The following is a 22,011-nucleotide window of genomic DNA, read 5'->3' on the forward strand; positions in this document are numbered from 1 at the left end:
ACCCCCAAGTGACGCAAAGCGTCCCACATGCCTGGCGTGCGCCCGCTGTGGCGGGTCACGCTGGGCGGGGGTATCGGGGGGAGCGTCATGCGCGATGCATGTGGTGTGAGGGTGGTGGGCGCACTGCTGATGCTGGTGGTGGTGCTCACCGGGTGCCAGCAGGTCTCGGGAGCCGAGAACGGGCGGCTCGACGAGAACGGAAGGGCGACGCCGACGCCGACGCGGACCTCGGGACACGGAGCGACGTTCCTCGGCATCGACGAGTGCAGTTCCTTCGGGCGTGAGTCGTTCACCGAGGTGCTGTGCACCAGCGAGAGGGCGGCGGCGCGGGTGGTGGCGCGCCACGACGGCAAGGTGAACGACGGGCCGTCGTGCCCCGCCACCACGGACTTCGTGCTGCACATCAGCGCACAGAAGCCGTCCGCCGACGAGGACGGCGACGGCACCGTCCCGCAGGGCTACGCCTGTATGCGCAACCTCGAAGCCCCGCACCCCGGCGATCCGGGGGGCGGGGGCGGCCCGCGCACCATCGTCGGCGACTGCGTCTACAGCACGGGCGCGGGCGAGGTCCGCGAGACGTCGTGCGACGGCAAGGGCAAGAAAGCGCCCGAATTCAAGGTGAGCTCGGCGGTCGACGAGCGCACCGAGTGTCCGCCCTCGACGGCTCTGTATGTGCAGCTCGGCGGCCCCAAGCGGGTGGGCTGCGCCCGCCCGTTGTAGCCACAGCGGGTGGCCAACGGGCGGACGCGGCACCGGAGTTGCCTTGGAGTTGCCTTGCTACCGCCGTCCTACGGACGCAGCTGGCGCTCCACCTTGCGCTTGTCCAGCTTCGCGTCGTACTTCGCCAGCGGCTTCGCCTTCGACGGGTCCGCCTGGACCGCGGCGGAGGCGACGCCCGCCCACTTCAGGATGCGGGCCGTGGCCAGCTCCTGCTCGTCGGCGACGAGGCCGGTGACCCGGGCTCCGTGGTTGGCGCCAGGGGCCGTGAAGACGTACGAGTCGCGTGCGCCCTTGCCGAGGCGGAACGGTTCGGCGCCCCACGGGTCGTTCTGGCCGTACACGAACAGCATCTGCCGGGCGTTGTGCTTGACCCAGGTGTCGATGTCGCGCATCGCCGACGGCTGGAACTTCATGGGGATGTCACGCGGTACGAAGTTCCTCGGCGGCTGGTAGCCGTACCGGATCAGCTTCGACTCGACGTGCGGGAACTTGATCGTCGGCGCTCCCAGCTGCGTACCCGCCTGGTAGTAGTACGGCGTGTACTGCTCGAGGCCCTGGTCGGCGTAGGCCGAGAACCCGGAGATCGTGTCGATCGAGGTCCAGATCTCGTCGTCGGTCGCGGTCGCCGCGTCCGCCGGGATCGTGTCGCAGTCGCCGAGCAGGCTGTACTGCCAGAAGCCCCACACGTAGTCGAGGACGACGGCCTCGTACGCACGGTCGAGGCTGCCGATCGTGTTGAAGGTGAGGCCCTCCGCGGCGGCGTACTCCTGGTACCGCTTCTCCAGCGAATCACGGCGTACGAGCGCCTCGCGCTGCACGGCGTTCAGCCTGTCGCGGCACTCCTTGGTGCCCACGGTCGCGAAGAACCGGTCGTACGCCGAGTCCTCCTTGTTCACCACGTCGTTGGGGGCGACGTACGCGACGACGCCGTCCATGTCGCGCGGGTAGAAGCGCTCGTAGTACGTGGCGGTCATGCCGCCCTTCGAACCGCCCGTGGAGATCCACTTCTTGTCGTAGATCGGCTTGAGCGCCTTGAAGATGCGGTGCTGGTCGCTGGCCGCCTGCCAGATGTCCAGCTTGGACCAGTCGGCCGGGTCGGGCCGGGACGGAGTGAAGAAGCGGTACTCCATCGAGATCTGGTTGCCGTCCACGATCTGGGTCGGCTCACGGCGGCTCGGGGCCGTGGAGACGTTGTAGCCGCCGGTGTAGAAGACCGCCGGGCGGGCCGTGTCCTTGTGCAGCACCGTGATGCGCTGCTGGAACGTTCCCTTGGACGGGTGCCGGTGGTCGATCGGCTGGGTGTAGTTGAGGACGAAGAAGCGGTAGCCGGTGTAGGGCTTCTCCTCGACCAGGCTCATGCCCGGTATCGCGAGGAGCCGGTCCTTGATGTCGGCGGCGGTGTCCGCGGTGGTGCTGTTGGTGGCACTGGCACTGGTACTCGTGCCGGTGGCCTCCGGCTGGGCGGCGGTGGCCGCGCCGGCCGTGCTCACTGTGCCGGTGAGCACCACGAGCGACAGCAGCCATCTGAGCGTCTTGCGCATGCACTCTCCCCTGGAAAACGCAGATGTCCGCCGGAACCTAGCGGAGCAACTGACGTGACACCAGGGGGATTTGGGAAAAGCTGTGGCTATGCGGTGATTGCGCGGGGAAATTGGCGGAGAATCCGGCGGAGAACTTGGCAGGGAACTCAGCAGAGAATCCAGCCGGAGTTCACCGAACCCGAGCCGACGGAGCCCGTCACCCGCACACAGCGGTGGCCCGCGTGCACGCTCTCCGGGCCCGCGTGCCGCCTGAAGAGCCCCGCGTCGAATGCCGCCCGGCTGCCCCATGCCCGCACGGTCACGGACATTTTCTGCCAGGAGCCCGGCTTCTTGGGGCGCGTCACCGCGCAGACGTAACCACGGTTCTTGTAGACCTGCACGAAGCCCGTGGAGAAGGGCAGCGTACGCACCTTGCGTCCCGAGCAGAGCGCCGCCGCCTCGGCGTCACCCGTGACCGGGCCCGCGACCACCAGCAGGCCCGAGGCGGTCAGCACGGCCATACCGAGCGCCGCCCTTCGGCGTATCGCGGCCTTGTCCACGGTTCGTCCCTCCCACAGCAATCGGCGTACTGATGTACTGACCTACGGACGCATGACGTACGCCGGATGGTTGCTCCGCCGAACACAATGAGCCGTTTGCCGCGTTGGGATGTTTTGGGGCGTTTGGGTTCACCTCGCCCGCTCACCCGTGGCCTCAACAGGTCATAAGTGAAAGGCGGTCCGTCATGAATCGCTCACGAACGATCGGCTCGGTGCTCGTCGCCACCACACTGCTGCTGGCGACGGCCGTTCTGGTCCCGGCGCGTGCCGACGCCCCCGGCGATCCGCCCGCGGCGCCGTCCCACAGCGGCAACCCCACTTCCGTCTACGAGCGGGTCGCGCACTTCTACGGCGCGTACATCGACGTGGCGCACGACCCCGGCAGCAACGCTGCCGCGGCCGAACTCCGCGAGTTCTATCTGACCCCCGACCTCCGCACCCGCCTCCTCGACTTCGAGAAGCGCCACGACACGGACGGCGTCCTGCGCGCTCAGCACGTACCGAGCGCCTGGAAGGTCACCCGCGGCGACAGCGGGATGGGCCACACGTACACGACGGTCCGGCTGACGTGGGGCACCGGCACGGAGAAGACGTACACCTATCTGACCGTGCGCTCCGACCTGGAGAGCCGGAAGATCTCCGACATCACGTCGGAGTAGTGACCTCCGCCACGGGCTCCCCCACGAACACCCGCCACAACTCCGCGTACCGTCCGCCCAGTTCGAGCAGCTCGTCGTGTGTGCCGTCCTCCGCGACGCGGCCGTGGTCCATGACCACGACCCGGTCCGCGCGAGCCGCGGTCGTCAGGCGATGGGCGACGACCAGGGTCGTACGGCGGCCCGCGATACGGTCCGTCGCCTGGTTGACCTGGGCCTCGGTCGCCAGGTCCAGCGCTGCCGTGGCCTCGTCGAGGAGGAGGATGTCCGGGTCGACCAGTTCGGCGCGGGCGAGGGCGATCAGCTGACGCTGGCCGGCGGAGAGGTTCCGGCCGCGTTCGGCGACCTCGTGGAGGTAGCCGCCCTCGAGCGTGGCGATCATGTCGTGCGCGCCGACCGCGCGAGCGGCGGCCTCCACCTCGGCGTCGGTCGCGGCCGGGCGGCCGTAGGCGATGGCGTCCCGGACCGTGCCCTGGAAGAGGTACGCCTCCTGGGGGACGACACCGAGGCGGTGCCGGTACGAGGCGAGGTCGAGGGAGCGGAGGTCCGCGCCGTCGACGGTCACCCGCCCGCCCGTCGGGTCGTAGAACCGGGCGACCAGCTTGACCAGCGTCGACTTGCCCGCGCCGGTCTCGCCGACGAAAGCGACCGTCTGCCCGGCGGGGATGCTCAGAACGACCCCGCTGAGCGCCTCTTCATCGTCCTTGTACGCGAAGTCCACATCCTCGAAGGCGATCTCCCCGCGCAGGGACAGCACCTCGCGCGGCGCGTCGGCGGCCTTCGTGGACGTCGGCTCCCGGAGCAGTTCCTGGACCCGGCCCAGCGAGACGGTCGCCTGCTGATAGCCGTCGAAGACCTGGGAGAGCTGCTGCACAGGCGCGAAGAACAGGTCGATGTAGAGGAGGTAGGCGACCAGCGCGCCGGTGGTGAGGGTCCCCGCCTCGATCCGCCCCGCGCCCACGATGAGCACCGCGGCCGCCGCCGCACCGGACAGCAGCTGCACGAACGGGAAGTACACCGAGATCAGCCACTGCCCGCGGATCCGCGCCTGGCGGTAGCTGTCGCTGCCCTCCGCGAACCGCCGCCCGCCGGCCCGCTCGCGCCGGAACGCCTGCAGGATCCGCAGCCCGGACACCGACTCCTGAAGGTCGGCGTTCACCACGGACACCCGCTCACGGGCGAGTTCGTACGCCTTCACGCTGGACCGGCGGAAGAAGAACGTGCCGACGATCAGCGGCGGCAGCGTCAGAAAGACCACCAGCGCCAGCTGTACGTCGATCACCAGCAGCGCGACCATGATGCCGAAGAAGGTGACGACCGAGACGAAGGCGGTGACGAGCCCCGTCTGCAGGAAGGTCGACAGGGCGTCGACGTCCGTCGTCATCCGGGTCATGATCCGGCCGGTCAACTCCCGCTCGTAGTAGTCGAGTCCGAGCCGCTGGAGCTGCGCGAAGATCTTCAGCCGGAGTGCGTACAGGACCCGCTCGCCCGTACGTCCGGTCATGCGGATCTCACCGGTCTGCGCCGCCCACTGGACGAGCACCGTGACCAGGCCCAGCAGGGCCGCAGTCCACACGGCACCCTGCGCCAGCTGTGTGACGCCGTCGTCGATTCCGTTCCGGATCAGCAGGGGCAGCAGCAGCCCCATGCCCGCGTCGACGGCCACGAGTCCGAGGCTGACGAGCAGCGGGAGCCCGAAGCCGCGCAGCAGCCGGCGCAGTCCGTACGACTCCTCGGGCGTGACCGCCCGCGCCTCGTCGACGCCGGGCGTGTCCGCCGCCGGGGGCAACGCCTCGACCTGGGCGAGGAGTTCGGGAGTCGCGGGCATCCCCTCCATGGCCGCGTCCCGGGGCTCACGGTCGCCGGTCCACAACCGGGGCGTGATCCCCCGCTCGACGTCGAACCCGGCCTCCAGTTCGTCGCGTACGGAGGTGTCCTCGCGCGGGCAGGCGGGCTGGATGTGCCCCGGCGAGACCCCGCCCAGCTCGTCCGGGTCGGTGAGCAGCCGCCGGTAGAGCGGTGAGCGTTCCTGCAGTTCCTCGTGCGTACCGATGTCGGCGAGCCGTCCGCCGTCGAGCACGGCGATGCGGTCGGCGAGGTTGAGGGTGGAGCGGCGGTGGGCGATGAGGAGGGTGGTGCGCCCTGCCATGACGTGCTTGAGGGCCTCGTGGATCTCATGCTCCACGCGGGCGTCCACGGCCGAGGTGGCGTCGTCGAGGACCAGCAGGCGCGGGTCGGTGAGGATCGCGCGGGCCAGAGCGACGCGCTGGCGCTGCCCGCCGGAGAGGGTCAGTCCGTGCTCACCGACCTTGGTGTCGTAGCCCTCGGGCAGCTCGGCGATGAAACGGTCGGCCTGGGCGGCGCGCGCGGCGGTCTCGATCTCCTGCTGGGTGGCCTCGGGGCGGCCGTACGCGATGTTGGCGCGCACCGTGTCCGAGAAGAGGAAGGAGTCCTCGGGGACGAGCCCGATCGCGGCGCGCAGCGACTCGAGGGTCAGCTCCCGTACGTCGTGGCCGCCGACGAGGACCGCGCCGCGCGTCACGTCGTAGAAGCGGGGCAGCAGGAGGGACACCGTCGACTTGCCGGAGCCGGAGGAGCCGACGACGGCGAGGGTCTCGCCGGAGCGGATCTCGAAGGACAGTCCGTCGAGGACGGGCTGCTGCTCCGAGGTGCCGTCGTAGCCGAAGGTCACGTCGTCGAACTCGACGGTCGCCGGCGCGTCGGCCGGCAGCGGCTTGGTGCCGTCCTTGATCGAGGGTTCGGTGTCGATCAGCTCCAGCACCCGCTCGGCGCCGGCGCGGGCCTGCTGCCCGACGGTGAGCACCATGGCGAGCATGCGGACCGGTCCGACGAGCTGGGCGAGGTAGGTGGAGAACGCGACGAACGTACCCAGCGTGATGTGCCCGTGCACGGCGAGCCAGCCGCCCAGCGCGAGCATCGCGACCTGCCCGAGCGCGGGGACGGCCTGCAGTGCAGGGGTGTACCTGGCGTTGAGACGGATGGTCCGCAGCCGCCCGGCGAAGAGCCGGCGCCCGACCTCTCGCAGCTTTCCGGTCTCCTGCTCCTCCTGCCCGAACCCCTTCACCACGCGTACGCCGCTGACGGCGCCGTCGACGACACCGGCGACGGCGGCGGCCTGCGCCTGCGCGTACCAGGTCGCCGGGTGCAGCCGGGTGCGGCTCCGCTTGGCCACCCACCACAGCGCGGGGGCCACGGCCAGCGCGACGAGGGTGAGCGGCAGGGACAGCGCGGCCATGATCCCCAGGGAGATCAGGAAGAGCAGGATGTTCCCGATGGTCATCGGGAGCATGAACAGCAGGCTCTGGATCAGCTGGAGGTCACTGGTCGCCCGCCCGACGACCTGCCCGGTCGACAGCTCGTCCTGCCGCCGCCCGTCGAGCCGGGTGATCGTCTCGTACATCTCCGTCCGCAGGTCGTGCTGGACGTCGAGGGCGAGGCGGCCGCCGTAGTAGCGCCGGATGTAGGTGAGGACGTAGACGAGGACGGCAGCACCGATGAGGGCGCCGGCCCAGGGGGCCATGTCCCGGCTCTGATCCCCGATGACATCGTCGATGATCACCTTGGTGATCAGCGGCACCAGCGCCATGACGGCCATACCGCCCAGCGAGGCGCCCAGCGCGAGCACGACGTCCTTCGGATACCGCCACGCGTACCCCGCGAGTCGCCGTGCCCAGCCGGGGGTCCCCCGCCCCGCCCCGTCCTCTAGCGCTGCCACCCCGGTGCCTTCCGCTCGTCCTGGTCTGCCGGATCGACCTGATCTACCGGAAGGCACCAACACGGACGGAAGCGGATTTCATCCCTCCGCAACAAAGGGCAGGCGCACGCGCAGGGAGTAGAAGCGGGTGGTTTGGACCTGGTTCTGGTTGTCGTCGCTGACCAGCAGCACCTTCAGCCGGCCGCCGGGCTCGCGCCCCGTGATCGCCATTCCCTCGATGTTGTCGAGCAGCGGGTTGGGCTGGGGCTGCTTGGCGGTCGCGCCGAGGGACGGGCAGTCGGCGATGTCGGCGAGGAGCGTCTTGCGAATGAGGCGGACGCCGTCCTGTCCGGTGAGGTTCTCTGTGCCGCTGGTGTCCGTGGCGTGGCGCGGGTCGGCGACGTACAGGCGGATCGTGTTGCCGACGCCCGATGTGAAGCCGCGTTCCAGGACGAGGAGACGGCCGTCGGGGGTGGCGGTGGTCTCGGAGACGGAGAGGCCGGTGTCCGTGCGGTAGCCGTACTGGGCGGCGAGCGCGAACGCCTGCGAGCCGCCGTGCCGGTGCCAGGTCTGGAACCGGACGATGCCCGTGCCGTCACCGCTCAGCGCTCCCTCCATGCCGGCGAGGAGCGTACGGCCGCCGGGCAGGAGGGTCAGCCCCTCGAACGTGGCGTTGCCCGTGGCTCGTCCCGCCGGAGCCACCCGGAGCGCGTCCGGCACGGGGAGGCTGCCCAGCAAGGTGCCGTCACGGCCGTACCGGCGTATGGAGGGTTCGGTCTCGGACGACACGAGCCGCGTGCCGTCCCGGTCGACGGCCAGCCCCTCGGCGTCGAGCCCGGCCCCCTTCTCGTCGGCGAGCGCGACGACGGACCGCGGCCGGAGCGACATCGGGTCCAGCGTGAAGAGGGAGGACCGGTCGGACAGCGCCGCGATCGCGCCGTCGCGGTCCACGGCGAGCGCGGAGAGGTTGCCGACGAAGGTGTCGTTGTACGTCGTCTTGTCGAGGGCGTCGGAGAAGCCGGTGATGGAGGTGGAGGGGGAGCAGGGGTGGGCGCTGGTGCGCTGGGCGGTGGCGCTCCGGGCGGTGGCGGGCCCGGCGGCGGTCAGGCAGGCGGCCGCGGTCAGGCCGGCGGTGACGGTCGCGAGTACGAGTCTCAGACGCATGGCGTCACGGTAGGGCGACGTGGGTTGAAGGAGAACGTACGGGCCGTGAACCGCGGACGCTGGACCGGCGAAGAACCGACATCACCCTGTGTGCCGACGTTGACGTCGATTTCGTGCCGGACGCGGCCGCGGGCGACTGCTGGACTCGGTGGAGCCGCCACCAGGACCACAGCCGACAGGACAGGAGCCATGTCCGCAGACACCGCGCCCATCCCTGCCTCCACCTCTGCCTCTGCCTCTGCCTCTGCCTCAACTGCTGCCCGGTCGCCGGTGATCGGCTGGCTCGCCGTCGTCTCCGTGATGATGGGCATCTTCTCCATCGTCACCACCGAGATCCTGCCGATCGGCCTGCTGTCGCCGATCGGCGGCACCTTCGGTGTCTCGGACGGCACGGCCGGGCTCATGATGACGCTCCCCGGCTGCCTCGCCGCCGTCGCCGCCCCGGCCGTCACCGTCATGACCGGACGGATCGACCGGCGCGTCATGCTCTGCGCGCTGATGCTGATCCTCACGCTGGCGGACTTCCTCGCCGCGGCCGCGCCCGCCTACTGGGTCCTGATGGTCTCCCGAGTCCTCGTCGGGCTCGTGATCGGCGCGTTCTGGTCGATCGGCGCGGGACTCGCCTCCCGGCTGGTGCCCGAGAAACACGTCGGCAGGGCAACTGCCGTGATCTTCGCGGCCGTTCCGCTCGGATCCGTACTCGGCGTGCCGGCCGGGACCTTCATCGGGAACCTCGCCGGGTGGAGGGCGGCATTCCTCGCGATGGGCATCCTCACGGTGGGCGTGTTCGCCGCGCTCGTCGCCCTGGTACCCCCGTTGCCGCCGGACAACGTCACCCGGCTCGCCGTGCTGCGCGACCTGCTCGGCGACCGGGGGATCCGGATCGGGCTGGCCGTGACCTTCCTGATCGTGACAGCCCACTTCAGCGCCTACACGTATGTCACGCCCTTCCTGAACGACGTGACGCACGCCGGCCCTCAGCTCATCACCGCGTTCCTGCTGGTGTACGGCGTCGCGGGCATCGTCGGCAACTTCGTCGCGGGCAAGTGGGCGGGACGTACGCTGCGCGGCACGTTCCTCGCGGCGGCGGGCATGCTCGCTGCCGCGACCCTGCTGCTCCCTGTCGTCGGCACGGGGAAAGCCGGCGCGATCGTGCTGCTGGTCGTCTGGGGTCTCGCGTACGGAGCGGTGCCCGTCTGTTCGCAGACGTGGTTCGTCACCTCGGCGCCGCACGCGCCGGAGGCGGCGTCCGTCCTCTTCACGTCGTCGTTCCAGGCGACGATCTCGCTCGGCGCGCTGGCGGGCGGCGCCGTGGTGGACGCCGCGTCCACGTCCGTGGTCATGGTGCTGGGTGGGATCGTGGCGGTTCTGACGACGGCGACGCTGGCCGCCGGACCAGTACCCCCGGAGAAAGCGTGAGCGCTTCTCCCTGCGGCGTTCGAACACCGCTCGTTTGAGTGATCAACAGGCATTCTGGCCCTGTGTGATCACGCTTTTCGCAGGATGGGTGCCATGAGCCCGCGATTCGCGTTCGAGCGCAACCCGTACGGCACAGGACAGGTGATCGCCACCGTACGCACGCTGATGCGCACGGACGGCCTGGACGTGTCCCTCGCCGCCATCGCCCGCAACTGCGGTACGTCACGCAACTTCCTCTACGCCAACTGGAAGTCCGCGTCCGCGCTGCACCTGCTCGCGCTCAGAGCCGAACTCGCGCACGCCTTCGACGCGGCGCACCGCGTCTGTCCGAGCGACGGCACCGCCGCGGGGATCACCGACCACCTGACCCATGTGGTGCGCATCGTCCGCCGCCACCCCACCACGGCCGCCGTCGCCCGGTCCTCCCCCACCGCACTCGCGGCCGCGCACACAGCGATCGAGGGCCCTCTGATGCAGGTCGTGACGGAACAGCTCAGCGATCTGCTCCACCCGCTCGTCCCGCGCGGCGGGATCTGGGGCGACCCCGCACTGAAATCCAGGACGTGGAAGATCCTCTGGGTCGCCCGCCCCGCCGCTCTCTGTCCCGAAGCCGTCGGTGACCAGCAGTGGGAGGACACCCTGGACAATGCCTTCACCGAGCTGCTGCGTGATCTGCTCTCCCCATGGCCTCCTGCTCCATGACAGCAGTACACCGCTCAAGCCGCCGGTCTTCGGGATGCACAGCTCACCCCCAGGCAGAGCACAGTGCGCACCCATGCCCTGACGCCACGGTGCACGGGTGACATCTGCCTCTACCGACCCACATCCCCACGCCCCTCGCTGGTCGCTCCCCGCGCTGATCGCGATCATGGTCCTGGCCGGCGTGCTGTACTCCTGGAACCTGTCCTCCTCCGGCCTGAACAGCTTCTACAGCGCCGCGGTGCTGAGCGGTACGCAGAGCTGGAAGGCGTGGTTCTTCGGCTCGCTGGACGCGGGCAGCTTCCTCACCGTCGACAAGCCTCCCGTCGTCCTGATGGTGATGGGCCTGTCCTGCCGCGTCTTCGGCTACGGCACCTGGCAGATGATGCTGCCGCTGGTCGCCTCCGCGCTCGGCACGATCTGGATCCTGCACTCCTGCGTGAAGCGGGTCTTCGGCCACGGCGCGGCCGCCGTGGCCGCGCTCGTCCTCGCCCTCACTCCGATCACCGTCGCCATCAACCGCGACAACAACCCGGACACGCTGCTCGTCTTCCTGATGGTCGCGGGTGCCGCCCTGGCCCTGCGCGCCGTCCACAACGGCACACTGCTCCCGCTGCTCGGTTCCGCCGTCTGCTTCGGCTTCGCCTTCAACACCAAGATGCTGCAGGGCTACATCGCCCTGCCCGCCGTCTTCGCCGTGTATCTGTACGCGGCCCGGGGCGGCCTCTGGCCCCGCGTACGCAACCTCGTGCTCGCCGCAGTCGCCCTCGCGGTCTCCAGCTTCTGGTGGGCGGCGGCCGTGTCGCTGGTCCCCGCTTCCGCGCGGCCGTACATCGGCGGCTCGACGGACGGCACCGCCTGGGACCTGATCATGGGTTACAACGGTCTGGGCCGCGTCCTCGGCGGCGAGGGCAACGGTGGTGGCGGGGGCGGCGGAGGCGGCGGCTTCTCGGGGGCCGCGGGTATCGGCCGGATGTTCAACGAGGTGCTCGGGGCCAGATCTCCTGGCTCCTCCCCTTCGCCGGTATCGCGTTCGTCGGAGGTCTGGTGCTGTGCGGACGCGCCCCGCGTACGGATCCGGCGCGTGCCGCGCTGCTGCTCTGGGGCGGCTGGACGGCGCTTCACTACCTGACGTTCAGCCTCGCCGAGGGCACGATGCACCCGTACTACACGACCGCGCTCGCCCCCGGTATCGCGGCGCTGTGCGGTGGCGGCGGCGCGATGCTCCTGCGTGCCTTCCGCACGGGTGACGTCAGGCGCTGGTCCTGGGTGCTTCCGGCCGCGCTCGCCGCGACCGGGGTCTGGTCGGTCGTCCTGCTGCGGCGCGCCTCCGGCTGGAACACCTGGCTGTGGCCGACGGTCGCGGTGGTGACGGCGCTCGCGATCGTGGGGCTGTTCGTCTTCCGCTTCGCCGCCCGTGCGGGCCGGCGGGTGCGGCTGCTCGCCGTCGCGGTGGCCGCGGCTGTCGCCGCCTCCCTCGCCGGTCCCGCCGCGTACGCGGCCTCGGAGCCCGGGAGTTCGGTCGGCGGCATGAGCGGCACGAACCCGACGGCCGGGCCCACGACGGGCGACGGCATGGGCGGCGGCCCGGGAGGCCGCCCGGGAGGCGGCCCGGGAGGCGGCCCGGGAGGCGGCCGCGGCGGCTTCCCCGGCGGGACCGCCAACTCCGAGATGATCGCGTATCTGAAGAAGCACCGCGACGGCGCCAAGTGGCTGGTGGCCGTGTCGGGTTCGCAGAGCGCGGCCCAGCTGATCGTCAGCAGCAAGGAGCCCGTCATCTCCATGTGGGGCTGGACCGGCACCGACAAGGCCATGACCCTCACCAAGCTGAAGGAGCTGGTGAAGAAGGGCGAGCTGCACTACATCATGCTCGGCGGAGGCATGGGTGGAGGCGGCGGCCGGGGCGACTCCGACAGCACGAGTGCGGAGGTGACGGCCTGGGTGCAGAAGAACGGTACGGAGGTCGAGGCGTCACAGAACACCCAGGCGCTGTACCGCCTCGACGCGTCGGACGTCAACTAGAGCCAGCCCTAGGCCAGTTGGGGAAAACCCTCGAACGACAGCAACCCCTGGCGGGCCCGCGGCCAGGGGTTGTCCGCTACACAAGAACGTCACACAACCGCCCCTTCCCGGTTACACGACGGACCACTCCCCCGTGCCACGCTCCCCGTTGACCGAACAGTCAACTCGCGTAGATCGCCCCGCCCCTGAGCCCGGCCCGGGCGTCCCGCGCGTGCCGTCCCCGGAGAGGACACCCCCATGTCCATTGCGCAGACAGGCAGACGAAGCAGACGAATACGCGGCTGGAGGCCGCTCGCACTGGCCACCTCCGCCGTTCTGGTCGGCCTCGCCCTGCCGGCCGCGACCGCGTCCCCCGCCGCGGCGACCACCACCGCGTACGACGACACGTACTACGAGGACGCGATCGGCAAGACGGGCCCGGCCCTGAAGGACTCGCTGCACACGATCATCAGCGACCAGACCTCGATCTCGTACTCCGCCGTCTGGAACGCCCTCAAGGTGACGGACCAGGACCCGAACAACAGCGGCAACGTGATCCTGCTCTACAGCGGCAAGTCGCGCAGCAAGTCGCTGAACGGCGGCGACACGGGCGACTGGAACCGCGAGCACGTGTGGGCCAAGTCCCACGGCGACTTCGGCACCGCGACCGGCCCCGGCACCGACCTCCACCATCTGCGCCCGGAGGACGTGCAGGTCAACAGCATCCGCGGCAACAAGGACTTCGACAACGGGGGCAGCCCGGTCAGCGGAGCCTCCGGCAGCTACACCGACTCGAACTCCTTCGAACCCCGCGACGCCGTCAAGGGCGACGTCGCCCGCATGATCCTCTACATGGCCGTCCGCTACGAGGGCGACGACAACTGGGCCGACCTGGAGCCCAACGACTCGGTCACCAACGGCACCGCCCCCTACCACGGCCGCCTCTCGGTCCTGAAGCAGTGGAACGACGAGGACCCGCCGAGCGCCTTCGAGGAGAAGCGCAACGAGGTCATCTACGACTCCTACCAGGGCAACCGCAACCCCTTCATCGACCACCCGGAGTGGGTCGAGGCGATCTGGTAGGACCGGCACGGTGCGTGGACCTGGTGTGAGCTCCCCGTGACCAACGGGAGTTCACACCAGACACCGAATTCACGGTTTCGAATAAATGACCCACAGTCGTACAACCGATGAACCGCAGCCCGAGTCGCACTCCATGAACGCGCGCACATCGACGCGCCGAACCGGACCGACTCGAAAGGCACGTGCATGTTCCCAGCACGACGCAGAACTCCCGCCACCGCACGGCTGACCGCACCAGTGGCCGCCGCGGCGCTGCTCGCCGGGGGGGTCGGCACCTGGGCCCTCACCTCTGCATCGGCCCAGGCCGCCCCTGTCGCCGCGTCGGCGGAGGTGGACGTACCGGACGACTTCAACGGTGACGGCTACGCCGACCTGGTCGTCGGCGCGCCCAACGCCACGGTGTCGGGCGCGGCCAAGGCGGGCTACGTGTCCGTCATGTACGGCTCCTCCAGCGGGCTCTCCGCCTCCCACAAGAAGCTCGTCAGCCGCTCCACCAGCGGGGTTCCCGGCTCCGCCACCGCCAACCAGCGGTTCGGGTCCACCTTCACCAAGGGGGACCTGGACCGCGACGGCTACGGCGACCTCGTGATCGCGGGCGGCTCCGCGGGCTCCGTCATCCTGTGGGGCTCCGCCTCGGGCCTCACCGGCGGCACGAACATCGCCGGGTACGGGTCCGCGCCGCAGGCGGGCGACTTCGACGGGGACGGCACGACCGACCTCGCCCTGTTCTCCGCGCAGTCCGTCGGCGGCGACGAGCCAGAGGGCGCCCCGGCCACCCTCTGGAAGGGTCCGATCGCACGCACCGGCACACCCGCCGCCACCCTGAACATCCTCGACAAGTCCCAGTGGTGGGGCTGGAACGCGGACGACGCCTCCTGCGCCACCAACGGCGGCTGCGAGGACGGCCCCGACTCGATCACCGGACCCGTCGTGTCCGGCCAGGTCGGGGACGTGAACGGCGACGGCAAGGACGACATCGTCCAGTGGACCTACACCGGCGACGGCACCTGGGGCAACCGGCTGCTGTACGGCGGCGGTTCGGGCTTCACCCGCGGCCAGGCTCCCGGAGAAACCGTGGGCGGTGCGGCGGGCACGGGCGTGGGCGACGTGAACGGCGACGGGTACGACGACGTGGTGGTCGGCGCCGACGACTGGAGCGAGAAGGTGCGGGTCGCCTACGGCTCGGCCTCCGGTCTGTCCGACTCCAACGTGCAGACCTTCGACCAGAGCCTGCCCGGCTTCCACGGCGCCCAGGAGTCCGGCGACGAGGTCGGCTCCGCGGTCTCGGTCGCCGACGTCACCGGCGACGGCTACGCGGACATCGCTCTCGGCATCTCTGGCGAGGACTTCAGCGGCCTCACCAACGCCGGCGCGTTCGCCCTGGTCCCCGGCGCGGCCTCCGGCGTCACGGGCGCGGGAACCCAGGTGTTCCACCAGAACACCTCCGGTGTGCCCGGAGTCGCCGAGACGAACGACAGGTTCGGCGTGACCACCGCGCTCCTGGACGTCAACGGCAACGGCCGCCGCGACCTCGCCGTGGCCTCCACGGCCGAGAACAGCAACAACGGCGCCGTCTGGCTCCTGCGCGGCACCACCACCGGGCTCACCACCACCTCCGCGTTCGCCTTCGGCGGCAAGGACCTCTCCGCGCCCTACACGGACGCGCTGTTCGGCTCGGCGCTGCGCTGATGTGTCGGCGCGAACATCCGCAGTACCGCCGGCAGAAGGACCACTGAAGGTCCAGGCGTGGCAAGGGACTTGGTGAGGTCGTCGGCGAGGGACTCCGGGGTCGTACGGACACCCGGCACCCCGAACGACTCGGCCAGCGCCACGTAGTCCGGGCGCGACAGCTCCGTCGCCGGAGCTGTCGCGTCGCCGAAGGCGTCCGTCATGTACTCGCGCAGGATGCCGTAACCGCCGTCGTCGACGATCAGCCAGGTGACGTCGAAGCCGTGCTGCTTCGCGGTGGCGAGCTCGGCGACGGAGTACAGGGCCCCGCCGTCGCCCGAGACCGCGAGGACCGGGTGGGTGGGGTCCGCCGCCGCCGCGCCCAGGGCTGCCGGGAAGGCGTAGCCGAGGCCGCCCGCGCCCTGGGCGGAGTGCATCGTGTTCGGCCGGCGGGCGTCGAAGGCCGACCATGCCCAGTACGACAGGATCGTCATGTCCCAGAAGGACGGGGAGGACGGCGGAAGGGCGCGCCGTACGGATGCCAGCACGTCCTGTTCCAGGGTGAGTTCCTGGGTGGCGATCCGTGACCGGACCAGTTCCAGGGTGGTGCGCACCCGCTCGGGGGCCGTCGGGTCCGTGCGCTCGTCCACCGTCTCCAGCAGTGCGGAGAGCGCGAGCCTGGCGTCGGCATGGATACCGAGCGCCGGGTGGTTGGCCTCCAGCTTCCCCAGGTCCGCCTCGATCTGGATGACCCGGCCCCGCGGCTTGAACGTGTGGTAATTCGACGACAGTTCGCCCAGGCCAGAGCCCACGACGAGGAGTACGTCCGCGTCCTCCAGGAAGTCCGTGGTGTGCCGGTCCTCCATCCAGGACCGCAACGACAGCGGATGCTCCCAGGGGAACGCGCCCTTGCCGCCGAAGGTGGTGACCACGGGGGCGGTCAGCTTCTCGGCGAGCGCGCGAAGCTTCCCGGACGCGTCCGCCCGGACGACCCCGCCTCCCGCGATGATCGCCGGACGGTCGGCGCCCGACAGCAGGTGGGCGGCCACCGCCGTCAGTTCGGGGCGCGGGACCACGTCCTGCGGTGTCGCGTCGACCGCCGTCACCACGGGCAGAAGCGTCTGCGCGAGCAGTACGTCCTGGGGGATCTCCACCCAGACCGGCCCGTGCGGAGCCGTCAGCGCCGACTGCCACGCCTCCGCGATCGCCGACGGGATCTGGGACTGCGTACGGACGGTGTGGACGGACTTGACCACGCCCCGGAACGAGGCCGCCTGGTCCGGGAGTTCGTGCAGATAGCCGTGGCGGCCGCCGCCCAGCCCCGCCGTGGGGATCTGGCTGCTGATCGCCAGGACGGGGGCCGAGGCCGCGGCCGCCTCCTGGAGCGCGGCCAGGGAAGTCAGCGCACCCGGACCCGTCGACAGCAGAAGCGGGGCGGCCTCGCCCGTGATGCGGCCGTACGCGTCCGCCGCGAATCCGGCGTTGTTCTCGACGCGCAGGCCGATGTACCGCAGGTCCGAGCGGCGCAGCGCGTCGAACATCCCCAGCGCGTGCTGGCCCGGCAGGCCGAAGACGGTCGTCGCGCCGAGACCGGCCAGCGTCTCCACGACCAGGTCTCCGCCGTTACGCCCCGCGGGCGGATTCAGGGCGGCTGACGTCTGGGCGGCCGTGGGACGGAGTACCAGGTCGTGGTCGTGGGTCACTTCGGTCGGTCCTCCCGGCCCGTACGGGCCTCGGCGATCTGACGGGACATGATCGTGGTCAGTTCGTACGCCGTGTGGGACGCGGCGACCGACGTGATCTCGGCGTGATCGTACGCGGGCGCGACTTCGACCAGGTCCGCGGAGACCAGGTTGCAGGACGCCAGCCCCCTGAGGATTTCGAGGAGTTCGCGGGAGGTCAGGCCGCCCGCCTCCGGGGTGCCCGTGCCGGGTGCGTGCGCCGGGTCGAGGACGTCGATGTCGATGGAGATGTAGAGCGGGCGGTCGCCGATGCGCTGCCGCAGCTGGTCGGCGACCTCGTCCACGCCGCGCCGCATCACATCCGCCGACGTGACGATGCCGAAGCCCATTTTCTCGTCGTCGTCCAGGTCCTGCTTGCCGTACAGCGGGCCGCGGGTGCCCACGTGCGACAGCGCCTCCGTGTCGAGGATGCCCTCTTCGACGGCCCGGCGGAACGGCGTGCCGTGCGTGTACTCCGCGCCGAAGTACGTGTCCCAGGTGTCGAGGTGCGCGTCGAAGTGGAGGAGGGCCACCGGGCCGTGCCGCTTCGCGACCGAGCGCAGCAACGGCAGCGCGATGGTGTGGTCGCCGCCGAGGGTCATCAGTCGCGCGCCGGAGCCCAGCAGCTCGTCCGCGGCGGCCTCCACCGTCTCCACGGCCTCGTTGATGTCGAACGGATTGGCCGCGATGTCGCCAGCGTCCGCGACCTGTGCGAGGGCGAAGGGGGAGGCGTCCTGCGCCGGGTTGTAGGGGCGCAGGAGGCGGCTGGCCTCCCGGATGGCGTTGCCGCCGAAGCGGGCGCCCGGCCGGTACGAGACGCCGCTGTCGAACGGCACGCCGACCACGGCGACATCGGTGCGGCCGACCTCGTCGAGGCGTGGCAGCCGTGCGAAGGTCGCCGGTCCCGCGTACCGGGGGATGCGGGAGGAGTCGACAGGTCCGCGGGGCGTCTCGTTGCTGGTCATGGTGAACTGCCTTCTTTCCTACGCTTCGTCGCGTATGTACTGCACGGCCGACTCTACTGGGGAGCCGGGACGGGTTCGGACACGGGTTCGGGGGCCCGGCCGGCCAGCCGCTCGCGCCAGGCGGCGAGCACCGCGGCATCGGTCGGGCGGGTGGTCAGCGAGACGGCCACATAGGCGGCCAGCGAGGAGAGCAGCCCGTAGTAGACCGGCTCGTTGGCGAGGATGCCGTACGTCGCCATCAGCGCGACGACCGCGACGCCGCCGACGATCACGGAGGCCAGGGCGCCCTGGACGGTGCCGCGCTTCCACAGCAGGCCGCCGAGGATCGGCACGAGGAGTCCGCCGACGAGCAGGTTGTAGGCCACGGTCAGCGCCTCGACGACGTTGTTGAGCGCGATCGCCGTGCAGATCACCGCCACGCCCATGATCAGGACGAAGGCGCGGTTGTCCTTGACCTCGTCGTGTTCGGCGGACGGGGTCCCGGTGATCCCCCGCAGCCGGGACCAGATGTCGTTGTTGGCGACGGTGGCGCAGGCGATGAGCGCGCCGGAGGACGTCGACATGACGGCCGCCAGAGCCGCGGCGAGCACCAAACCTCGTACGCCGACGGGGAGTTCGTCCTTCACGATGGTCGCGAAGGCGTCGTCGGCGCTGCCCAGCTTCGGGTAGAGCACCTTGGCCGCCGTACCGATGACGGCGCCGGCGAGTGCGTACGCCAGGCAGTAGGTGCCCGCGATCGTGCCGCCCCACTTGGCGGTCCGGTCGCTGCGCGCGGTGAACACGCGCTGCCAGATGTCCTGCCCGATCAGCATGCCGAACGTGTAGATGAGGACGTAGGTGAAGATCGTCTCGCCGCCGATGCCCAGCGGATCGAAGTACTCGGTGGGGAGCCGGTCCTTCATCTCACCGAAGCCGCCGGCCTTGACGACGGCGATGGGGAGCAGGAGCAGCAGCACCCCGATGGTCTTCACCACGAACTGCACCATGTCCGTCAGGGTGATGGACCACATGCCGCCGAGGGTCGAGTAGGCGACGACGATCGAGCCGCCGAGGACGATCGCGACCGTGCGGTTGATGTCGAAGAGGACGTCGAAGATCGTGGCGTACGCGATGGTGGAGGTGACCGCGAGCATCAGCGTGTAGGCCCACATGACGACGCCGGAGATGACGCCGGCGCGGCCCCCGTAGCGCAGGTCGAGCATCTCGGAGACGGTGTAGACCTTGAGGCGGGCGATGCGGGCGGAGAAGAAGACACTCAGCGCCAGGAGCCCGAGGCCGATGGCGAAGACCATCCAGGCGCCGGAGAGCCCGTACTGGTACCCGAGCCCGACCCCGCCGATGGTGGACGCGCCGCCGAGGACGATCGCGGCCATCGTGCCGGAGTACATCGCCGGACCGAGACGGCGCCCGGCCACCAGGAACTCGCTCTTGGACCGGGCCCGGCGCATGCCCCACCAGCCCATGGCCAGCATCCCCGCGAGATAGACGACGATCACTGTGTAGTCGACGGCCATGAAGGGCCTCCTTCGCGCACTCGGTGGTGTGTGTCGTGCCGGTGATGGGCTGCCCGGGCACGACCCTAGGTGGCCGGAAAGTGGCGTTGAAGTGTACGTTTCATCCACTGTCACGGAGCCGGATGGAGGAAACGTCCACCATGGCGGAACCTGCCGTTCCTCCCACGCCGCCCGTCCCTCTGGCCGCACTGCTGGCCCGCGAGGACCTCGGCCTGTGTCAGATCGCGGGCCCCGAGGATCCGGCCACAGTGATCCACTCGGCGCACACGTCGGAGATGGCGGACCCGTACCCGTATCTGCTCGGCGGTGAGCTGCTGCTGACGGCGGGCGTGCACATTCCGGAGGCGGCGGGTTCGGGCACCTACTTCGACGACTACGTCTCCCGGATCGCCGAGGCGGGCGGCGCGGCCCTCGGCTTCGGACTGGCGCCGGTCCACGACACGGTCCCGCGGGCCCTGGTCGAGGCCTGCGACCACCACGGCCTTCCGCTCCTGGAAGTCCCGCACCGCACCACCTTCTCGGCTGTGGCCCGAGCGGTCTGGCAGCTGATGGCCCAGGCCCGGCACGCGGAGCTGCGCCGCGTGACCGAGGCCCAGCAGAGCCTGACCGCGGCGGCGTCCCGGCCGGATCCGGTGCCGTCCGTACTGCGGCAACTGGCCCAGCGGGTGGGCGGCCGGGCGGTGCTGTACGGACCGGAAGGCGCGGAGGTGGTGACGGCGGGCCGGGGGCCGGAGGCGGCAGTGACGGCGGGGCGGGGGCCGGAGGCGGCGGCGGTGAGCGAAGCGCTGACCGAACTGGCGACGGTCGTGCGGCCGGCAGCGGGCAGGGCCCCCACCCCCACACCCTCCTCCGCCACCGACACCGTGGACGGCATCCACCTCGCCGCCTATGCCCTCGGCGCGGGTGAGGGCTTCGTGCTCGGGGTGGCGGCGCCGCGCCGCGAGCCCGGGGACCACACCATCGCCTCCGTGGCCGCCGTGCTCCTCTCCCTCCTCACCGGCGAGCACCACGGCGGCACCGGCGCGGCCCGCTCCTCGGCTCTCGTACGGCTGCTGCTGGGCGCCGCGCCCGAGGACGTGGCGCCGCTGCTGGGCGGGCAGCGATGGATCGTGGTGCACGCGCGCCGGGACGGCCCCGCCGCTTTGGACGCCGTCGCCGCGTCCGCGCTGGGGGCGGCGCTCGGCTCGGCGCTCGTCGACGTGGACGGGGACGTCGTACGCGTCCTCGTCCCCGCCGACCGGGAGCCGGCCCCGCAGCCCGGCTGGATCTGCGGGGCCAGTGCTGTCGTCGGCCCGCAGGAGTGGGCGGCCGCCGATGCCCAGGCCGCCCGCGCCCTGGCCCGCGCGCGAGCCACCCGTACGCCCCTGGTCCGCCCCGGCGCACGACCCGGCCTGGCCGAACTGCTTCCCGCTACCGAGGCCGAGGCCCACGCCCGCACTCTCCTCGCTCCCCTCATCACGCACCCGGCCGCCGCCCTGCCCGAGACCCTCCGTACCTGGCTCTCCCTGCACGGCAGTTGGGACCGTACGGCGGTCGCCCTGTCCGTGCACCGGAACACGGTGCGGCAGCGGATCGCACGGTGCGCGGCCCTGCTGGACATGGACCTCGACGATCCGGACGTACGGATGGAGTTGTGGTTCGCGCTCCGGCAGGTGGAGTGACGTGACCCCCGTCCCAGGGGGCGGGACCCCGGCTCGCCCCGCTGAACGCCCCGGCAGAATAGGAGCCATGCCGATACCCGGGACCCCCAGCCGCGCCGAGCTCGTCGACCACCTTGTACGGACACGTATCGCGGGCGACGTCGCCACTCCCCGCGAGAACAACCTCTCCCACTACCGCAAGCTGGCGAACGGCGACCGCCACTACTGGCTCGGGCTGGAGCTCGGTGACCGCTGGTCCGACGAGCAGGACGTGCTCGCGGTGATGGCGGAGCGCTGCGGGGTGAACGACGACCCGGAGTACCGCTACGGGCAGGACACCATCGACCCGGAGCTGACGGTCGCCGCGCTGGAGCGGATGGCATCGCGGCTGCGCAAGGCGGCCGCCGGCAACCAGCGGGTGCTGTTCGCGACGGGGCACCCGGGTGGGCTGCTCGATGTGCACCGCGCGACGGCCGCCGCGTTGCGTGCCGCCGGCTGCGAGATCATGGTGATCCCGGAGGGCCTGCACACGGACGAGGGGTACGTCTTCCAGTTCGCTGACGTCGCGGTCCTGGAGCGCGGGGCCACGCTGTGGCACACGCATTCCGGTGAGCCGATGCGCACCATTCTGGGCGGCCTCGAGCACGAGGGCCGCCCGCTGCCCGACCTGGTCGTCGCCGACCACGGCTGGGCGGGCTGCGCCGGTCAGCTCGGGGTCGACTCCGTGGGGTACGCCGACTGCAACGACCCCGCCCTCTTCCTCGCCGAGGCCGAGGGCACCGTCCAGGTGACGGTTCCCCTCGACGACCACGTGACCAGTCCCCGTCACTATGACCCGATGACGGCGTACCTCCTGTCCGAGGCCGGCCTGACGTGACAGGGGTTTTTCGCCCCCGCCGCCCCTACCCGTCCCATCCCGTACCTGGGGGCTGCGCCCCCAGACCCCCGCTATCGGCCTGAACGGCC

15 protein-coding genes and 1 pseudogene are annotated in these 22,011 nt (G+C 70.8%); 9 read left to right on the forward strand and 7 right to left on the reverse strand.

Annotated elements, in window-relative coordinates; genetic code table 11:
- Positions 1-87 precede the first annotated feature (87 nt).
- The gene (locus FGD71_RS17410) at positions 88-720 is read left to right on the forward strand and encodes a hypothetical protein (RefSeq protein ID WP_119101363.1); all 633 of its coding nucleotides are present in this window, start codon (positions 88-90) and stop codon (positions 718-720) included.
- 68 nt (positions 721-788) lie between these two features.
- Here the strand turns inward: FGD71_RS17410 and FGD71_RS17415 are convergent, their stop codons facing one another.
- Positions 789-2,261 carry a S28 family serine protease gene (locus FGD71_RS17415; protein WP_119101364.1) on the reverse strand — a complete coding sequence of 491 codons (1,473 nt, stop codon included), beginning with the start codon at positions 2,259-2,261 and terminating at the stop codon, positions 789-791.
- Between the two features lie 146 nt (positions 2,262-2,407).
- Positions 2,408-2,800 (reverse strand): hypothetical protein, encoded by a 393-nt coding sequence (locus tag FGD71_RS17420; RefSeq protein WP_119101365.1) that lies wholly within the window; start codon positions 2,798-2,800, stop codon positions 2,408-2,410.
- Positions 2,801-2,985: 185 nt separating this feature from the next.
- Between FGD71_RS17420 and FGD71_RS17425 the strand changes: the two genes are divergently transcribed.
- Positions 2,986-3,459 carry a hypothetical protein gene (locus tag FGD71_RS17425; RefSeq protein ID WP_119101366.1) on the forward strand — a complete coding sequence of 158 codons (474 nt, stop codon included), beginning with the start codon at positions 2,986-2,988 and terminating at the stop codon, positions 3,457-3,459.
- Here FGD71_RS17425 and FGD71_RS17430 read toward each other — a convergent pair.
- Together FGD71_RS17430 and FGD71_RS17435 are read right to left on the reverse strand one after the other, a co-directional pair.
- Positions 3,446-7,192 carry an ABC transporter ATP-binding protein gene (locus FGD71_RS17430; RefSeq protein ID WP_119101367.1) on the reverse strand — a complete coding sequence of 1,249 codons (3,747 nt, stop codon included), beginning with the start codon at positions 7,190-7,192 and terminating at the stop codon, positions 3,446-3,448. The two genes, FGD71_RS17425 and FGD71_RS17430, sit on opposite strands and share 14 nt — an antisense overlap.
- A gap of 78 nt (positions 7,193-7,270) precedes the next feature.
- Positions 7,271-8,335, reverse strand: coding sequence for an esterase-like activity of phytase family protein (locus FGD71_RS17435; RefSeq protein ID WP_119101368.1), 1,065 nt, complete (start codon positions 8,333-8,335; stop codon positions 7,271-7,273).
- 189 nt (positions 8,336-8,524) lie between these two features.
- Here FGD71_RS17435 and FGD71_RS17440 point away from each other — a divergent pair, with 189 nt between their 5' ends.
- The 5 genes and pseudogenes from FGD71_RS17440 (at position 8,525) to FGD71_RS17460 (ending at position 15,226) form a co-directional block, all read left to right on the forward strand.
- Complete coding sequence (locus FGD71_RS17440) at positions 8,525-9,754, forward strand: MFS transporter (RefSeq protein WP_119101369.1); 1,230 nt, start codon at positions 8,525-8,527, stop codon at positions 9,752-9,754.
- Positions 9,755-9,847: 93 nt separating this feature from the next.
- Positions 9,848-10,456 (forward strand): hypothetical protein, encoded by a 609-nt coding sequence (locus FGD71_RS17445; RefSeq protein WP_119101370.1) that lies wholly within the window; start codon positions 9,848-9,850, stop codon positions 10,454-10,456.
- Positions 10,457-10,553: 97 nt separating this feature from the next.
- A pseudogene (locus FGD71_RS17450) lies at positions 10,554-12,475 on the forward strand (ArnT family glycosyltransferase).
- A 237-nt stretch (positions 12,476-12,712) separates the two neighbouring features.
- The gene (locus tag FGD71_RS17455) at positions 12,713-13,537 is read left to right on the forward strand and encodes an endonuclease I family protein (protein ID WP_119101371.1); all 825 of its coding nucleotides are present in this window, start codon (positions 12,713-12,715) and stop codon (positions 13,535-13,537) included.
- A gap of 186 nt (positions 13,538-13,723) precedes the next feature.
- Positions 13,724-15,226 carry an FG-GAP-like repeat-containing protein gene (locus FGD71_RS17460; RefSeq protein ID WP_119101372.1) on the forward strand — a complete coding sequence of 501 codons (1,503 nt, stop codon included), beginning with the start codon at positions 13,724-13,726 and terminating at the stop codon, positions 15,224-15,226.
- Here FGD71_RS17460 and FGD71_RS17465 read toward each other — a convergent pair.
- From FGD71_RS17465 to FGD71_RS17475, 3 genes are read right to left on the reverse strand one after another with little or no spacing between them, the layout of a single operon-like run.
- Positions 15,190-16,908 (reverse strand): thiamine pyrophosphate-binding protein, encoded by a 1,719-nt coding sequence (locus FGD71_RS17465; protein ID WP_119101373.1) that lies wholly within the window; start codon positions 16,906-16,908, stop codon positions 15,190-15,192. The genes FGD71_RS17460 and FGD71_RS17465 overlap by 37 nt on opposite strands.
- A complete protein-coding gene (gene speB / locus FGD71_RS17470; RefSeq protein WP_119101374.1) occupies positions 16,905-17,891 on the reverse strand; it encodes an agmatinase in 987 nt (328 codons plus the stop codon). Before speB ends, FGD71_RS17465 begins: the two co-directional genes overlap by 4 nt.
- 53 nt (positions 17,892-17,944) lie before the next feature.
- Entirely contained in the window at positions 17,945-19,405 is a 1,461-nt protein-coding gene (locus FGD71_RS17475) for a sodium:solute symporter family protein (RefSeq protein ID WP_119101375.1), read from the reverse strand.
- A gap of 140 nt (positions 19,406-19,545) precedes the next feature.
- Between FGD71_RS17475 and FGD71_RS17480 the strand changes: the two genes are divergently transcribed.
- Positions 19,546-21,066 carry a PucR family transcriptional regulator gene (locus FGD71_RS17480; protein ID WP_181359223.1) on the forward strand — a complete coding sequence of 507 codons (1,521 nt, stop codon included), beginning with the start codon at positions 19,546-19,548 and terminating at the stop codon, positions 21,064-21,066.
- A 67-nt stretch (positions 21,067-21,133) separates the two neighbouring features.
- Positions 21,134-21,922 (forward strand): phosphatase, encoded by a 789-nt coding sequence (locus FGD71_RS17485; RefSeq protein ID WP_119101377.1) that lies wholly within the window; start codon positions 21,134-21,136, stop codon positions 21,920-21,922.
- Positions 21,923-22,011 lie beyond the last annotated feature (89 nt).

The organism is Streptomyces sporangiiformans, from assembly GCF_005768555.2.
GTDB lineage: Bacteria > Actinomycetota > Actinomycetes > Streptomycetales > Streptomycetaceae > Streptomyces > Streptomyces sporangiiformans.

Coding starts and splice junctions, on each gene's coding strand:
- FGD71_RS17440 (WP_119101369.1), top strand. CDS start 8,525: ATGTCCGCAGACACCGCGCCCATCCCTGCCTCCACCTCTGCCTCTGCC.
- FGD71_RS17485 (WP_119101377.1), top strand. CDS start 21,134: ATGCCGATACCCGGGACCCCCAGCCGCGCCGAGCTCGTCGACCACCTT.
- FGD71_RS17455 (WP_119101371.1), top strand. CDS start 12,713: ATGTCCATTGCGCAGACAGGCAGACGAAGCAGACGAATACGCGGCTGG.
- FGD71_RS17480 (WP_181359223.1), top strand. CDS start 19,546: ATGGCGGAACCTGCCGTTCCTCCCACGCCGCCCGTCCCTCTGGCCGCA.
- FGD71_RS17475 (WP_119101375.1), bottom strand. CDS start 19,405: ATGGCCGTCGACTACACAGTGATCGTCGTCTATCTCGCGGGGATGCTG.
- FGD71_RS17410 (WP_119101363.1), top strand. CDS start 88: ATGCGCGATGCATGTGGTGTGAGGGTGGTGGGCGCACTGCTGATGCTG.
- FGD71_RS17425 (WP_119101366.1), top strand. CDS start 2,986: ATGAATCGCTCACGAACGATCGGCTCGGTGCTCGTCGCCACCACACTG.
- FGD71_RS17415 (WP_119101364.1), bottom strand. CDS start 2,261: ATGCGCAAGACGCTCAGATGGCTGCTGTCGCTCGTGGTGCTCACCGGC.
- FGD71_RS17445 (WP_119101370.1), top strand. CDS start 9,848: ATGAGCCCGCGATTCGCGTTCGAGCGCAACCCGTACGGCACAGGACAG.
- speB (WP_119101374.1), bottom strand. CDS start 17,891: ATGACCAGCAACGAGACGCCCCGCGGACCTGTCGACTCCTCCCGCATC.
- FGD71_RS17460 (WP_119101372.1), top strand. CDS start 13,724: ATGTTCCCAGCACGACGCAGAACTCCCGCCACCGCACGGCTGACCGCA.
- FGD71_RS17435 (WP_119101368.1), bottom strand. CDS start 8,335: ATGCGTCTGAGACTCGTACTCGCGACCGTCACCGCCGGCCTGACCGCG.